Annotated in this window: 12 protein-coding genes, 2 tRNA genes and 1 pseudogene; 11 read left to right on the plus strand and 4 right to left on the minus strand. The window is 60.0% G+C overall.

Features of this window, described 5'->3' with window-relative positions:
• The first annotated feature begins 1 nt into the window (after nt 1).
• From miaA to U9R80_RS27245, 9 genes and pseudogenes are all read left to right on the plus strand, one after another.
• Nucleotides 2-973: a tRNA (adenosine(37)-N6)-dimethylallyltransferase MiaA gene (gene miaA / locus U9R80_RS02310; RefSeq protein ID WP_301838277.1), complete on the plus strand. Its 972-nt coding sequence runs from the start codon at nt 2-4 to the stop codon at nt 971-973.
• A gap of 97 nt (nt 974-1,070) precedes the next feature.
• Nucleotides 1,071-1,331, plus strand: a complete 261-nt coding sequence (hfq, locus tag U9R80_RS02315) for an RNA chaperone Hfq (RefSeq protein WP_028945676.1) — start codon at nt 1,071-1,073, stop codon at nt 1,329-1,331.
• A 12-nt stretch (nt 1,332-1,343) separates the two neighbouring features.
• Nucleotides 1,344-2,645 (plus strand): ribosome rescue GTPase HflX, encoded by a 1,302-nt coding sequence (gene hflX, locus U9R80_RS02320; protein ID WP_301838276.1) that lies wholly within the window; start codon nt 1,344-1,346, stop codon nt 2,643-2,645.
• Between the two features lie 96 nt (nt 2,646-2,741).
• On the plus strand, nt 2,742-3,908 hold the full coding sequence (gene hflK / locus U9R80_RS02325; protein ID WP_274117395.1) for an FtsH protease activity modulator HflK: 1,167 nt from the start codon (nt 2,742-2,744) through the stop codon (nt 3,906-3,908).
• Nucleotides 3,908-4,777: a protease modulator HflC gene (hflC, locus tag U9R80_RS02330; RefSeq protein ID WP_274117396.1), complete on the plus strand. Its 870-nt coding sequence runs from the start codon at nt 3,908-3,910 to the stop codon at nt 4,775-4,777. The genes hflK and hflC overlap by 1 nt, the downstream gene beginning before the upstream one ends.
• Before the next feature lie 277 nt (nt 4,778-5,054).
• The gene (locus U9R80_RS02335) at nt 5,055-6,242 is read left to right on the plus strand and encodes an ATP phosphoribosyltransferase regulatory subunit (protein ID WP_028945680.1); all 1,188 of its coding nucleotides are present in this window, start codon (nt 5,055-5,057) and stop codon (nt 6,240-6,242) included.
• Between the two features lie 54 nt (nt 6,243-6,296).
• Nucleotides 6,297-7,589, plus strand: coding sequence for an adenylosuccinate synthase (locus U9R80_RS02340; RefSeq protein WP_028945681.1), 1,293 nt, complete (start codon nt 6,297-6,299; stop codon nt 7,587-7,589).
• A 954-nt stretch (nt 7,590-8,543) separates the two neighbouring features.
• Nucleotides 8,544-8,756: pseudogene (locus U9R80_RS27240) on the plus strand (methyl-accepting chemotaxis protein); the annotation flags it as partial.
• A 201-nt stretch (nt 8,757-8,957) separates the two neighbouring features.
• The gene (locus U9R80_RS27245; RefSeq protein ID WP_442964959.1) at nt 8,958-9,662 is read left to right on the plus strand and encodes a methyl-accepting chemotaxis protein; all 705 of its coding nucleotides are present in this window, start codon (nt 8,958-8,960) and stop codon (nt 9,660-9,662) included.
• A gap of 39 nt (nt 9,663-9,701) precedes the next feature.
• On the opposite strand, the gene U9R80_RS02350 is transcribed toward U9R80_RS27245, so the two are convergent.
• Together U9R80_RS02350 and U9R80_RS02355 are read right to left on the minus strand one after the other, a co-directional pair.
• Nucleotides 9,702-11,267 (minus strand): ABC transporter permease, encoded by a 1,566-nt coding sequence (locus U9R80_RS02350; protein ID WP_301838271.1) that lies wholly within the window; start codon nt 11,265-11,267, stop codon nt 9,702-9,704.
• Nucleotides 11,267-12,280, minus strand: coding sequence for an extracellular solute-binding protein (locus tag U9R80_RS02355; protein WP_301838269.1), 1,014 nt, complete (start codon nt 12,278-12,280; stop codon nt 11,267-11,269). Before U9R80_RS02355 ends, U9R80_RS02350 begins: the two co-directional genes overlap by 1 nt.
• 891 nt (nt 12,281-13,171) lie before the next feature.
• On the opposite strand from U9R80_RS02355, the gene gntB reads away from it, so the two are divergent.
• Entirely contained in the window at nt 13,172-14,146 is a 975-nt protein-coding gene (gene gntB / locus U9R80_RS02360; protein WP_301838268.1) for a guanitoxin biosynthesis L-arginine gamma (S) hydroxylase, read from the plus strand.
• Nucleotides 14,136-15,035, plus strand: coding sequence for a DMT family transporter (locus U9R80_RS02365; RefSeq protein ID WP_301838266.1), 900 nt, complete (start codon nt 14,136-14,138; stop codon nt 15,033-15,035). Before gntB ends, U9R80_RS02365 begins: the two co-directional genes overlap by 11 nt.
• A gap of 213 nt (nt 15,036-15,248) precedes the next feature.
• On the opposite strand, the gene U9R80_RS02370 is transcribed toward U9R80_RS02365, so the two are convergent.
• Both U9R80_RS02370 and U9R80_RS02375 read right to left on the minus strand, forming a co-directional pair.
• A tRNA-Leu gene (locus U9R80_RS02370) sits at nt 15,249-15,335 on the minus strand.
• An 87-nt stretch (nt 15,336-15,422) separates the two neighbouring features.
• Nucleotides 15,423-15,509 (minus strand) — tRNA-Leu (locus U9R80_RS02375).
• Nucleotides 15,510-15,635 lie beyond the last annotated feature (126 nt).

Genomic DNA, 15,635 nt, shown 5'->3' on the forward strand with positions numbered 1-15,635 from the left:
AATGAGTGGTAAACCTCCCGCAATATTTCTGATGGGCCCGACTGCGGCGGGCAAGACCGATCTGGCTATCGAACTGACCAAGGTGCTGCCTTGCGAGTTGATCAGTGTCGACTCGGCGCTGGTCTATCGCGGCATGGACATTGGTACGGCCAAGCCCTCTAAAGAGGTGCTGGCCGCTCATCCACATCGTCTGATCGACATCCTTGACCCGGCTCAGAGCTACTCGGCTGCCGACTTTCGTCGTGACGCCCTTGAGGCGATGGCTGACATCACTGCGCGGGGCAATATTCCGCTGCTGGTCGGTGGCACCATGCTTTATTACAAGGCGCTGCTTGAAGGTCTGGCTGATATGCCAGCGGCTGATCCACAGGTGCGTGCGGAACTTGAAGAAGAGGCCGCACGCCTCGGATTGCAGGCGTTGCACGAGCAATTGGCAGCGGTCGACCCTGAATCGGCTGCAAGGATTCATCCCAACGACCCCCAGCGGCTGATTCGCGCGCTGGAAGTTTACCGGGTCAGTGGCATGAGCATGACCTCACATCGCCAGCGTCAATCCGCTGAAAGTAGCGCAGCAGGCGCTTCGGGGCAGGGACATTTGCCCTATACTGTCGCCAGCCTGGCCATTGCGCCAAACGATCGTCATGTGTTGCACGAGCGGATTGCGTTACGATTCGGGCAAATGCTGGAACAGGGCTTCGTTGACGAGGTCCGATTGCTGCGAGCCAGAAGTGACTTGCACGCGGGGCTGCCGTCTATACGGGCGGTTGGTTATCGCCAGGTCTGGGATCACCTTGATGGCAAGTTGACATCGGTGGAGATGAAGGAGCGCGGCATTATTGCTACTCGCCAATTGGCGAAACGGCAATTCACTTGGTTGCGTAGTTGGGCTGACCTGCATTGGTTGGATAGCCTGGCTTGCGACAATCTGTCTCGCACCTTGAAATACCTTGGATCGGCCTCCATATTGAGCTGAGTCTTTGTAATTGCCGTCTATCCTTGGGGGTGGGGCGGCTTGAGCCATCAGTTTTTCTTTGATTTTTTTACTATTGATCCTTACAGGAGTGCGGCATATGTCAAAAGGGCATTCGCTACAAGACCCTTACTTGAATACTTTGAGAAAAGAAAAAGTTGGGGTTTCGATTTATCTGGTCAACGGCATCAAGCTGCAAGGCACGATCGAATCCTTCGACCAGTTCGTGATCCTGCTGAAAAACACCGTCAGCCAGATGGTTTACAAGCACGCCATCTCGACAGTTGTTCCTGTGCGTCCGATCCGTCTGCCAAGCGCATCCGAATCCGAGCATGGCGACGCTGAGCCAGGTAACGCCTGATAGGAGTCTGCTTTGTTCTTTGAGCGCCACGGTGGTGGTGAGCGAGCGGTCCTCGTTCACTTGGAAGGTCAGAACCCTGAGGCGCGCGAAGATCCGCAGGAGTTTCAGGAGCTGGCATTGTCGGCTGGGGCCGATATTGTCGCGTTCGCCAATGTGGCGCGACATCAGCCCACCGCCAAATACCTGATTGGCAGCGGCAAGGTCGAGGAATTGCGCGACCTGGTCCATGCCGAACAGGTAGATCTGGTGATTTTCAATCACACCCTCACACCCAGTCAGGAACGTAACCTCGAGCGCATTTTCGAGTGTCGCGTGCTTGACCGCACCGGTCTGATTCTCGACATCTTCGCCCAGCGGGCGCGTACCCATGAAGGCAAGCTGCAGGTCGAACTGGCCCAGCTTGAGCACATGAGCACGCGGCTGGTTCGCGGCTGGACGCACCTTGAGCGGCAGAAAGGCGGTATCGGTCTGCGCGGTCCAGGTGAAACCCAGCTTGAAACCGACCGGCGACTGCTGCGAGTTCGCCTGCGTCAGATCAAGGCACGCCTTGAGAAGGTACGCAGCCAGCGCGAGCAGGCACGTCGGGGACGCAAGCGGGCAGATATCCCTTCAGTTTCCCTGGTCGGCTATACCAACGCCGGCAAATCGACCCTGTTCAATGCCCTGACCCAATCCGAGGTCTACGCGGCCGACCAGCTGTTCGCCACCCTCGACCCGACCTTGCGCCGGCTCGAGATCGACGACGTCGGGCCGATCGTGCTGGCCGATACCGTGGGCTTCATTCGCCACCTGCCGCACAAGCTGGTCGAAGCTTTTCGGGCTACGCTCGAAGAGTCGAGCAACTCCGACTTGCTGCTGCACGTGATCGACGCCCATGAGCCTGAGCGCATGGAGCAGATCGAGCAGGTGATGGCGGTACTGGGGGAGATTGGTGCAGAAGGCTTGCCGATCCTCGAGGTCTATAACAAACTCGACCTGCTTGAGGGCGTCGAGCCGCAGATTCAGCGCGACGCCGACGGCAAACCGCAGCGGGTCTGGGTTTCAGCGCGTGATGGGCGCGGCCTGGAGTTGGTGGGACAAGCGGTAGCCGAGTTGCTGGGGGATGACCTGTTTATCGGAACCTTGCGCCTTGAACAGCGTTTTGCGCGGTTGCGTGCGCAGTTCTTTGAACTGGGTGCGGTGCAGAGCGAAGAGCATGACGATGAAGGCAGCAGCCTGTTGGCCGTGCGCCTGTCCCGGGTCGAACTCAATCGCCTGGTCAGTCGCGCGGGCCTGAAGCCGGTGGAGTTCATCGAGCAACATACTTTGCAATAAATGCCCGGCGACGCGGTCGGGCAGCCGTGACAGGCATTCTGTAGCATTGGTCGGCGCGCCGTGGGTGCGTCTTTGCTTTATCAGATGGAGAGCGCTATGGCTTGGAATGAGCCGGGTGGCAACTCGAATAATCAGGATCCTTGGGGTGGGCGCCGTGGTGGCGGCGACAAGAAAGGGCCACCGGATCTCGACGAGGCCTTCCGCAAGCTGCAGGACAGCCTGAACGGCATGTTCGGCAGTGGCAAAAAACGCGGTGGTGACGGCGGTATCGGCAAGGGCGGTGGCTTCGGCCTGCTCGGTGTCGGCCTGGCCGTGCTGGCAGCTATCTGGCTGTACAGCGCCGTGTATGTGGTCGATGAACAGGAGCAGGCAGTGGTGCTGCGCTTCGGCAAATACTACGAAACCGTAGGGCCGGGCCTGAACATCTACTTCCCGCCGATCGATCGCAAGTACATGGAAAACGTCACGCGTGAGCGTGCCTATACCAAGCAGGGGCAGATGCTTACCGAAGACGAGAACATCGTCGAGGTTCCGCTGACCGTGCAGTACAAGATCACCAACCTGCAGGATTTCGTGCTGAACGTCGATCAGCCTGAAGTCAGTCTGCAGCACGCGACCGACAGTGCTCTGCGCCACGTGGTGGGTTCCACCGCCATGGACAAGGTACTGACCGAAGGTCGTGAGCAGATGGCCGTGGAAATCAAGGAGCGCCTGCAGCGTTTCCTCGATACCTACCGTACCGGTATCACCGTCACCCAGGTCAACGTACAGAGCGCGGCAGCCCCGCGTGAAGTGCAGGAAGCCTTCGACGACGTGATCCGTGCCCGTGAAGACGAGCAGCGTGCCCGCAACCAGGCTGAGTCCTACGCCAACGGCGTGGTGCCGGAAGCCCGTGGTCAGGCCCAGCGGATCATCGAGGATGCCAATGGTTACCGCGACGAAGTCGTCTCCCGCGCCAAGGGTGAGGCCGACCGCTTCACCAAGCTGGTAGCCGAGTACCGCAAGGCACCTGAAGTGACCCGTCAGCGCCTGTACCTGGACACCATGCAGGAAGTCTACAGCAACACCAGCAAGGTCCTGGTTTCCGGCAAGGATGGCCAGAGCAATCTGCTTTACCTGCCGCTGGACAAGATGGTCGAAGGTAGCCGCGCCAGCAGCACCCCGGTCAGCAGCGCGCCGGTTTCGGCCAACGATGCGGCCAACCGTGCGGCGGCGGAGCTGCAACAGCAGCAACAACAGTTGCGTTCTAGGGAGAGCCGCTGATGAGCAATAAATCGCTGATCGCCCTGATCGTTGGCGTCGTGCTGGCGATCGTGGCCTGGAACAGCTTCTACATCGTGGCCCAGACTGAACGTGCGGTACTGCTGCAATTCGGTCGTGTGGTCCAGGCCGATGTTCAGCCTGGCCTGCATGTGAAGGTTCCTTACGTCAACCAGGTGCGCAAGTTCGACGCTCGCCTGATGACCCTGGATGCCCCGACCCAGCGCTTCCTGACCCTGGAAAAGAAAGCGGTCATGGTCGACGCCTACGCCAAATGGCGGGTCAAGGATGCAGAGCGTTTCTACACCGCGACCTCGGGCCTCAAGCAGATTGCCGACGAACGTCTGTCGCGCCGTCTGGAAAGCGGCCTGCGTGACCAGTTTGGTAAGCGCACCCTGCACGAAGTGGTTTCCGGTGAGCGTGACGCGCTGATGGCTGACATCACTGCATCGCTGAACCGCATGGCCAGCAAGGAGCTGGGTATCGAAGTGGTCGACGTTCGCGTCAAGGCCATCGACCTGCCCAAGGAAGTCAACCGCAGCGTCTTCGAGCGGATGAGCACCGAGCGTGAGCGTGAAGCTCGCGAGCACCGCGCCAAGGGTAACGAGTTGGCCGAAGGTATTCGCGCCGATGCCGACCGTCAGCGTCGTGTTCTGCTGGCTGAAGCCTATCGTGAGTCGGAAGAGACCCGCGGTGATGGCGATGCACAGGCGGCGGCGATCTACGCCAAAGCCTACGGCCAGGACCAGGAGTTCTACGCGTTCTACCGTAGCCTCAAGGCCTACCGTGAGAGCTTCGCCAACAAGAGCGACGTACTGGTGCTCGACCCGAGCAGCGAGTTCTTCCGCTTCATGGGCAAGCCAAAGCCGTAAAGATGTTAACCCCGCCGGGCGGCTAAAATGCCTGGCGGGGTGATCCCGCGAGAAAACGGGTGTATGATGCGGCAGCCGGGAAATTCCCGGCTTTTTTGCGTCTGCGAGATCAAACGGCGGCAAGCCGCTGCGAATCTACAGAGCAGCCCAAGGTATTCGAGGGTATTGGCACGGCGGTCGCGCTGGAATCAGTGCTGCGCGCTATTGTTTGCCGATACCTGCTCCACTCAAGGCTCGCCCGTGGGCAGGCCGCCCGGACCATAGGGGAAATGGCGTAATGGCAACGGTAGACCGCTGGCTGCTGCCAGATGGCATCGAAGAAGTACTGCCACCTGAGGCGGCGCGCATCGAGATCGCGCGTCGTCAGGTGTTGGATCTGTTCCAGAGCTGGGGTTACGAGTTCGTCGTGACGCCGCATATCGAGTACCTGGAATCGCTGCTCACCGGTGCCGGCCAGGACCTGGATCTGCGCACCTTCAAGGTCATCGACCCTCAGTCGGGCCGGCAGATGGGCTTCCGGGCTGACATCACCCCGCAGGTTGCGCGTATAGATGCGCACACCCTGCGCCGTGAAGGCCCGAGCCGCCTGTGCTACGCCGGCAGCGTGCTGCATGCCTTGCCACGGGCGCTGTCGACCTCGCGCAGTCCGATCCAGCTGGGTGCCGAGCTGTACGGCGACGCCAGCCCGGTCAGTGATGTCGAGGTGATCAGCCTGATGCTGGCCATGCTGCAACTGGCCGATGTCCCGGACGTGCACATGGACCTTGGCCATGTCGGCATCTACCGTGGCCTGGCTCGTGCAGCCGGTCTGTCTGGCGCGGTCGAGCAGCAGTTGTTCGACGCCCTGCAGCGCAAGGCCATCGACGAAGTGATCGAGCTGACCGCAAACCTGCCAGCGGACATTGCCGGCATGCTGCGCTCGCTGACCGAGCTGTGCGGCGGTCGTGAAGTGCTGGCCGAGGCGCGCGTGCGTCTGGGGCGTGCTCCGGCTGCGGTTCTGGCTGCACTGGACGACCTGATGGCCATCGCCGAGCGGCTGGCTACGCGTTATCCCGAGCTGCCACTGTATTTCGACCTGGGAGAGCTGCGCGGTTACCACTACCACACCGGTGTAGTGTTTGCCGTGTTTGTCCCAGGCGTTGGTCAGTCGATCGCCCAGGGCGGTCGTTATGACGACATCGGAGCGGACTTTGGACGGGCACGCCCGGCCACAGGTTTCTCCACGGATTTGAAGACCCTGGTCACACTGGGGCGGGCCGAGGTGGTATTGCCGTCTGGCGGGATCTGGATGCCCGACAGCAGCGATGCGGCACTCTGGCAGTTGGTCTGCCAATTGCGCAGTGAAGGTCAGCGGGTAGTTCAGGCCTTGCCTGGCCAGCCACTGACTGCCGCCGTCGAGGCGGATTGCGATCGGCAATTGATTCAGCAAAACGGGCTTTGGCAGGTTCTGCCGCTGGCCATTTGAGTTTTCCCGCCGGTACGAGCCGGCGCCAAGTTTGCGCGAATGAGGACAAGTGTTATGGGTAAGAATGTCGTAGTCCTGGGCACCCAGTGGGGTGATGAGGGCAAAGGCAAGATCGTCGATCTGCTGACCGAACATGCTGCCGCCGTAGTGCGCTACCAAGGTGGCCACAACGCGGGCCACACCCTGGTGATCGACGGTGAAAAGACCGTGCTGCACCTGATCCCGTCGGGCGTTCTGCGCGAAGGCGTGCAGTGCCTGATCGGCAACGGCGTGGTGGTTGCACCTGACGCCCTGCTGCGTGAGATCAACAAGCTGGAAGAGAAGGGTGTACCGGTGCGCGAGCGCCTGCGTATCAGCCCGTCCTGCCCGCTGATCCTGTCCTACCACGTTGCCCTGGACCAGGCTCGTGAAAAAGCCCGTGGCGAGCAGAAGATCGGTACCACCGGTCGCGGTATCGGCCCGGCTTACGAAGACAAAGTAGCCCGTCGTGGCCTGCGCATCGGTGACCTGTTCCACCGTGAGCGTTTCGCTGCCAAGCTCGGCGAGCTGCTGGACTACCACAACTTCGTGCTGGTCAATTATTACAAAGAGCCTGCAATCGACTTCCAGAAGACCCTGGACGAGTGCATGGAATACGCTGAGCTGCTCAAGCCGATGATGCTCGACGTCACCGCAGAGCTGCACAACCTGCGTCGCGCCGGCAAGGACATCATGTTCGAGGGTGCCCAGGGCTCGCTGCTGGACATCGACCACGGTACTTACCCGTACGTGACCAGCTCCAACACCACCGCTGGCGGCATTGCCACCGGTTCCGGCGTTGGCCCGATGTACCTGGACTACATCCTGGGTATCACCAAGGCCTACACCACTCGCGTAGGTTCGGGTCCGTTCCCGACTGAGCTGTTCGACGACGTGGGTGCCTTCCTGGCCAAGCGTGGCCACGAGTTCGGTGCTACCACCGGTCGTGCTCGTCGTTGCGGCTGGTTCGACGCCGTCATCCTGCGTCGCGCCATCGACGTCAACAGCATTTCGGGCCTGTGCCTGACCAAGCTGGACGTGCTCGACGGCCTGGAAACCATCCGTATCTGCGTTGGCTACAAAAACGAGAACGGTGCCGTTATCGATGCTCCGACCGACGCCGACAGCTACATCGGCCTGGAGCCGGTGTACGAAGAAATGCCGGGTTGGACCGAATCGACCCTGGGTGCCAAGACCCTGGAAGAGCTGCCGGCCAACGCCCGTGCCTACATCAAGCGTGTGGAAGAGCTGGTCGGCGCGCCGATCGACATCATCTCCACCGGCCCGGATCGCAACGAGACCATCGTTCTGCGTCACCCGTTCGCCTGATTCGCGATTGATGTGAACACAAAGGCCCCTTCATAGGGGCCTTTGTCGTTTCTGGCGGCTGTTCGGCACAACCTTTGCTGTAAGAATCGCTCCAGGGTAGCCATCATTTTAATGGCCCCAGAAGTAGAGGGTTCTTTCGTGTCTGCCGTTCTCTCACTGTTACGAAGCCGCCTGTTGCGGCCTGTCTTTGTTGCCCTTGGTATCGCTCTTTTGGTGCAAGTGCTGGTCGCGGTTGCGCTGACGCGGAGCACGGTCACCGCGCTTGAGGCGGATCTGGGCAAGCGCCTGGGGGCGGATAGCCAGAAGTTGTCCGCCGAGCTTGAGCAGGCCGGGCAGGAAGTCAGCTCGGGTCTGGAAAGCCTCTCCGCCAGTACCCGCCAGCGTTTGACCGCCGGGCTGTCGACTCGCTTGCAGGGCGAGCAGGCCCAGTTGCGGGAAACCCTGGAGAAGAACCTCAAGGACTCAGCCAACGATATGGCGCAGTTACTGGCCTCCGTGGCGCCGCGAGCAATGTGGGACAACGATGTGCCCACCCTGTCCGAATTCTCTCGGCGCGCCCAGCGCAATCCCAATGTGCTGTTTGTGGTCTACGACGATGCCCAGGGCCAGCACCTGACCCGTTACCTGAACCGGCAGAACCCGATCAACCAGGCGCTGTTGGAAAAGGGCCAGGGCGAGCGGGCGCTGGACAGGGTGCTGGATGCTGCCCGAAACGATCCGACGGTGTACTTCATCGAGGCGCCGATCAGCCCCAATGGCGTGGAGATTGGCAAGGTACTGATGGGGGTTTCCACCGCTTCGGTGGACGCCGAGCTGGTTGCCCTCGACAAGCGTTTCTCGGCGCTGATCGCCAGCGGCGATCAACTCGTAGGCGACAGCCTGGTTGGCGCTGCCGCCGACAGCAACAAGGCCTTGCGCGCCCGCCTGGAGGCGGCGCAGGCCAGTGCGGCGGGTATGCAGGCTGGTACCTCGCAGAGCGTCCAGGAAGCCGCTGCGACCTTGCGTTGGAACATTGGCCTGGGCCTGGCCCTGGTCGGTCTTGGCGTGCTGCTGGTGGTGGCCGTGGTATTGGGGCGCCGGGTCGTCAGCAAGCTGCGCCTGCTCATCGCAGCGTTGAACGATCTGGCAGCGGGTGAGGGTGACCTGACCAAACGGGTGCCCATCGACAGCCGTGATGAAATCGGTGACATGGCAGCAGCGGTCAACCAGTTCGTCGACAAGCTCCAGCCGATCGTGCGTGAAGCCGGCGAGGTGGCGCAGCGGACCGGCATCGAGATCGGTGCCATGGCCCAGCGCAATGCCGGTGCCGATGCGGCCGCCGCGCTGCAGCGTGACGAAGTGGCCGCCAGTCTGCGTGATCTCTCGGCCATGGCCGACGAGGCGCAGGCGGAGAGCCAGGCCATGCAGTCGGCCTTGCAGCAGGTGGTGGATATTCGCCAGGCCACCGATGAGAATTCGCGCACGTCGACTCAAGTGGCCAAGTTGATCGAGGACTTGGCCGGGCAAGTGGAAACCGGCTCCAAGGTGATCGAGCGACTGGCCCAGCAGAGCGAGCAGATCGAGGTCGTGTTGACCGTGATTCACGGTATAGCCGAGCAAACCAACTTGCTGGCGCTCAACGCGGCCATTGAGGCGGCGCGGGCGGGTGAGACCGGGCGCGGTTTCGCCGTGGTCGCCGATGAGGTGCGGGCCCTGGCCAGCAAGACCCAGAGCTCGACCGGCGATATTCAGGCGCATATCGGCGCCTTGCAGCAGGGGGCGAAGGAAGCGGTGGCGGCGATCAGTCAGGCGGGGCGTCAGGCCAGCGAAGGGCTGTTGGTATTGCGCGATAACGCACGCGTGCAGCAGTCGGTTCAGGCGTCGGTGGAGCAGGTGCATGCGGCCATCGGCTTGGCGACGCGTGCGGCCGAGCAGCAGGCCCAGGGCGCACAGGCGGTGCGCGGGCGCGTGCAGACGATTCATGCCCAGGCCGAGCGAGCGGCTGAGGTGGTCATGCAAACCACCGCCAGCAGCAAGGTGCTGGATAACCTGGCCGACCAGCTCAAAGCCAGTCTGGGCCAGTTCAGGGCCTGAAAGTAATCGCGGGGCATGCCCCGCGATGCTTCTACAACCTCAAGCGCGGTTCAGATACATCCGCGTCGTCAGGAGGTACACCGGCAGGCCCGACACCACGATCAGCAGCGCCGCATAAGGCGCTGCCGCAGCGAACTCGACGTTGGCCGTGTGCGCCCAGACTTCCGTCGCCAGGGTGGTCATGCCAGTCGGACTTAGCAGCAGGGTCGCCGTCAGCTCCTTCATGGCGTCCAGGAACACCAGGGCGAAGGCAGCGGCCAGCGCGGGGAATATGATCGGCAGCGTCACCCGGCAAAATGCCTTGAACGGGCTTGCGCCCAGGGTGCGGGCGGCTTCTTCGAGTTGCGGCGCGGCCTTGTTCAGTGCCGTGCGCACCGGTGCTTGTGCCAGGGGTAGAAACAGCAGGGCGTAGGCCAGCAGCAGCAAGCCGGTGGTCTGGTAAAGCACCGGCACGTAGTGCAGGGCGAAGTACACCAGCGTCAGGGCAATCACCAGGCCTGGCAGGGCATGCAGCAGGTAGGGCAGGCGCTCGGCCCAGATCGCCAGCCGGCCCTTGTAGCGCACCACCAGAAAGCTCACTGGCAAGGCCAGCAACAGGCTCAGCCCCGCGCCGCCCAGTGAAAGCGACAGCGAGGAGAACAGCGCCCGGCTGATGTCCGCGACCGGGAAGGCGGCGGAGGAACCAACGCTCAGCCAGTAGCCGAGCATGCCCAGTGGAATACCGCTGCCGAGTAATGCCAGCACCAGGCAGAACCCCTGACCCACAGGCATCCAGCCGCGCAGCCGAATCGGTGCGGCACGCCTTGCCACGCCCTGGCCGATACGGACATGGCGTGCCTTGCCACGCACGCGCAGCTCCAGCCAGAGCATCAACAGGCACATGAACAGCAGCACGGCCGACAGCATCGCCGCATTGGCGTTGCTGAACTCCAGCTCGAACTGTTGGTAGATGGCCGTGGTGAAGGTCTGTAGGCCCAGGATCGACAGGGCGCCGAATTCCACCAGCATATGCAGGGCAATCAGCAGGCTGCCACCGAGGATCGAGGGCCAGAGCAGCGGCAGGGTGATCCTGAAGAAAACGCCCCAGCGATTCTGCCCCAGCGTGCGGGCCGACTCTTCAAGTGAGGTGTCGAGGTTGCGCAGGGTGGCAGCGACCGGCAGGAACACCAGTGGGTACTTGGACAGGCTCATCACCAGGATCGCGCCGCCCAGGCCCTCGAAGCGAGGGCTCAGGGATACCCAGGTAAAGCCGCTGACAAAGGCCGGCACAGCGAATGGCAGGCACAGGATAACGCCCCACAGGCGCCGCCCTGGCAAGTCGCTGCGCTCCAGCAGCCAGGCCAGGGCCAGGCCGAGCACGGCGCAGGCCAGGGTAACGCCCACCATCAGCATCAGGGTGTTGCGCATCAGGCCCCAGACAAAAGGGCGCCAGAGCAGGCGAAAGGCTTCATGCCAGCCCGCTTGCCAGGCCTTGAGGCCAACATACGCCAATGGCAGCAGGCTCAGGCCCACCAGTAGCAGCACGGGCAACACCACCCAGATCGACGGGCGCTTGCGCCGCGGCACATAGCGGCTGATCAGCGGTTCAGGCAGGGCGGCACTCATCAGAGCAGGCCGACTTCGCGTTCAAGCTCCAGGGCTTCTTCGGCATTTCCCAGGTCGGCCGGGGTGATCTTCGGCGGACGCAGGTCCTCGAATGGCTTCAGGCCCTGATCCGAGACCATGCCCTTGTGCAGTGGGTATTCGGCGGTGGTCTGGGTGATCACGCGCTGCCCTTCTTCACTGGCCATCCAGGCGAGCAGGGCTTGAGCCTCTTGCGGGTGCTTGCTGGCCTTGACCGCCGCTGCGCTGGAAATGGTCACCAGGCCGCCGGCGTCACCGTCAGCCAGGTAATAGAGTTTCGAGTCGAGCTGGCCGCGCTCTTTTTTCAGTGCATACCAGTAGTAGTTGTTTACCAGCACGGCCGCCACTTCACCGTTTTCCACGGCTTTGAGGGCAACCATGTTGTTGGTGTAAGTCTTGCCGAATGCCTTGAGGCCAGTCAGCCATTCTTCGGCGGCGTCACGGCCGTGCAGCTTGAGGATGGCTACGGCCTGTTCCTGGAAGGCACCGCTGGTAGGCACGAAACCGATCTTGCCTTCCCATTCCGGATTGGCGAAGTCCATCACCGATGGCGGCAGGTCTTTCTCGTCAATCACCTTGGGGTTGAAGGCCACTACCCGGGTGCGAGCGGTCACGCCCATCCAGGTACCGTTCGCCGCCACATATTCCTTGGGCAATACCTGCAGGGTGGAGTCGTCGATCTTCGCGAGCAGGCCCAGTTCGCCCAGGTTGTTCAGGGGGGGCGACTCTTCGGTGTAGATGACATCGGCAGGCGAGCGGTCGCCTTCCTCGATGATCTGGCTGGCGAGCTGATTGCTGCTACCTTTGCGGATATTGACGTGGATGCCGGTCTTGGCCTCGTAGGCCTTGGCGATGGCTTCGCCGATTTCCTTGTGCTGGCCGTTATACAGGGTCAGTGACACCGGGTCGGCTGCCAGAGCGGCTGGCGTGCCCAACACCATGGCCAAAAAGGAGACGGCCAGGCCGCGCAACAGGGGGTTATTGCGGAACGTCATGCGGATACTTCCTCGCTTGCGGCTACATATCTGGAAACAATGATAAGCGATATTGTTTCTCAGATGCGCTTGCGCCCAAAAATTAATGAGCAGGCTATCTTTCTGTTCTCTCCAGGAGGGCCGTGCTCATGGCTGGCTCTTAAGGCGACAACCTTTCAATTGCCCAGCTGGAGAAGGTTGAAGCCGACACCTCTCGATCAAGGGCCAGCACCAGCTGATTCAACATGCGGAAACAGCCCAAATCGTGAACGCTCCGAGCTGAGTGTGCAAAGAGGGGAGATGCTGCTAAGGCATGGCTGGTCAGCAGATCGATGCGGGTGATTCGCTACGCTGCGTATACCTATCAAGAATTTGGCCTGGGGCAAGGTAGTCGGTCTTACGAAAAGTCCTAATGCGTCCTCAGAACTACCCCGCCACGTTGTCAGTGCGATCGGGATTGTTGCGCCATCATCAGAGTTCTACCATCGAGTAACAGTCTTACTTGATGCTCAGAATGGCCTTTGCAGTCAGGTATTTTATTGGGGGTGGATATTGAGGAGGGTGCGCGGCGGTTATATGCATGGGTGTCTGAGCCTATTCTTCGGTGGTTTCGGTAATAGGCTGGCAGTTATCTCGGGGCGGGGCGGGCTAGGGGTGATTATTTCAACGCAAGGTGAAATTCTGCCCGGTCAATATTACACCTTGCTTAATCGTGCGCTGAGAGTCTCTGTGGCAGTGTTTTTATATTGCTTCTATCTTCTTTGCTTTCGATAAGGCAGAAACAGCTTGGATGGCGTAATGCCGGCTTTGTAGTCGCGATAACTCAGCATTTCTTACATCTGCTCGAAGTCTGTGGGGCAGGTATTCGCAGGACCAAAACTTCCATGGAATGATGCATTAAAAGGAATATTTATGTTGCTCAGACACCAGTTTTCAAAAGAAATTAAGGGCCAAATCAAGAAGCTGTGCCTGTATGACAACTACCATGGCCCTCTCGCCTTGCTGCAGAACTTGTTCTGGATCAGTCTGGCAATTTATCTTGGAGAGGCCAGTCCCTGGCTAATGCCCCTGGCGATCCTGCTGATCGGCTCACGGCAGCGGGCGTTGGCCACGTTGCTACATGAGGCGGCACATGGTGCTTTGTGTCGTAGTAAACGGCTGGGGAAGTTTCTCGGCACCTGGTGCTCCGGCTACCTGATCTTCCAGGGTTGGGTCAGCTACAAGTGCTCACATACGGTGGATCACCATCACAAGTTGGGTGACCAGGATCGCGACCCTGACTACCGGTACTATCGACAGTCTGGAGTGTTCGAGGTGCGTTCGACGCTCAGATTCATGCTCGCCCATCTGATAAAACCGATGTTCTTCTTGAACGCACCGGAGAGCCTGAGGTATCTGTTGGTTAACCGACTGATGCTCAGTCCCAACAAAGGAGAGTTACTTTCAGTGCTGGCTTGTCAGGGCCTCCTCGCGTTGTGCTTGACGCTAGTGTTAGGGGTAAAAGGTTACTTCGTCTATTGGCTGTTGCCGTACCTCACCACCTTCCAAGCGTTAACTTGGTTTATCGAGCTTGCCGAGCATTATCCAATGATCGCCAAGGCCAAGACCGATCTACAGGCCACCCGCAACCGCTTCAGCCATCCACTTGAGCACTTCTTCACGGCCATGCATGGAGAGAACTTCCACCTGATTCACCATCTGTTTCCGGGTATTCCATATTGGAAACTCAAGAAGGCTCACTGGATCCTGTTGGGCGACACAGCTTATGCTGCAACGAATGCGGGGTTTGGCGGAATTTTCGTATCCTCGAATTTTGTACCGTCGATGTGGGCTGGTATTTTATCGAACGACAAAGCAGCGACAGGAGGCGTTATAAATGCAAGCTAACTTCAGAAAAGGAATCCTCTTTGCGCTTTCTGCTGCTGCGCTGAACGCAACAATTGGTGTACTCAGTAAAGTGCTCATGAACAATGGATTTACAGCCAGTAGTGTTGCCGTTATCAAGACTATCCTGGGTTGCCTATTACTTTCGGTCTTGTTGCTGTTCCTCAAGCGCCAAGCGACGGTGGCCAAATGGACCCAGGCGGCGATCTGCGCGTTCCTCGGCATCTTCGTATTGTTCCATTTTGAGACCTCAGCCTATCGGCATTATGCGGCGGCAGGTGTAGTGGTGGTGCTGATGGCCAGTGCTTCCATCTCGTCAATCCTGCTTGGGCGGATATTCCTTAAGGATGCCATCACCGCGAATGCAACCGTGGGTGCCACACTGGCCATCGCCGGGATTGCGGTGATTTTCGGCGCAGATTTGCAGCAGGGGTTCACCTTGCAGGGCGCAACGCTTGCTTCCATTGCTGGATGCGGCTACGGGGCGTTTTCAGTCGCGATGAAGCGGATGGGGGTGTCCGGGGGGCTGCACTTCACCCGCCAGTTACTTTTTTTCGGAAGCCTGTATTTGCTGATGCCAGCGGCGGCCGATGGTTTCGTGATTGGTGAGCTGTCGCTGATGGCCATTGCTGCACTATTGGCGCTGGCCGCGCTGCCGACCATCCTCGGCTTCTTTTGCACCACCAAGGCAATCGAGTATCTCAAACCATCTCAGGTGCAGGCGTTGGAGCTGACCGAGCCATTGTTCGCCGCGCTGCTGGCGTTCATGGTGCTCAATGAGGTGCCGCCAGAAAGCCTGTACGCGGGGGCAGCGCTGATCATCGTCGGGTTGTGCTTTTCCAATGAGCTGATTTGCTTGAGCAGAAAGGCGCCAGTCGCCTCGAGCGAGTGAAGTGCTGGCGGAGTTCTGAATCTGTGATTTAAGGATGGTCTGATATAGTCGGGTCTTTTCCGGCTATCGAGCGGTCAGCACTACAAAAAAAGCGGCGGTTGGCGCGCTGAGCGAGGCGGACCTGGTCGAGATCAGTCGCTTCTGGGATAGGCTGGTGTGAAAACCAAACACCAGAAACGAAAAAACCCGCTTTCGCGGGTTTGATCTGAAATATGGTGCCCAGAAGAAGACTCGAACTTCCACGACCGTAAGGTCACCAGCACCTGAAGCTGGCGTGTCTACCAATTTCACCATCTGGGCAGAATGAAGCGGTGTAGCTTGTAACGAAAACAGTGTAGCGTGTTGCAGTAAATCTCAGGAGCGCGGGGCGGTTCTAAGATTTGAAATTGGTGCCCAGAAGAAGACTCGAACTTCCACGACCGTAAGGTCACCAGCACCTGAAGCTGGCGTGTCTACCAATTTCACCATCTGGGCATTTCGCTAAGGTCACATGATGCTTCACATCACGTTACATCTCAACTATAACGACGCTGTCCGTCGTTGTGGTGCGCACTATACGGATGCCTCTGAGAGCTGTAAAGCCCCGTTCAGAAAAAATCT

This window comes from Pseudomonas sp. JQ170C (assembly GCF_035581345.1).
Lineage (GTDB): Bacteria > Pseudomonadota > Gammaproteobacteria > Pseudomonadales > Pseudomonadaceae > Aquipseudomonas.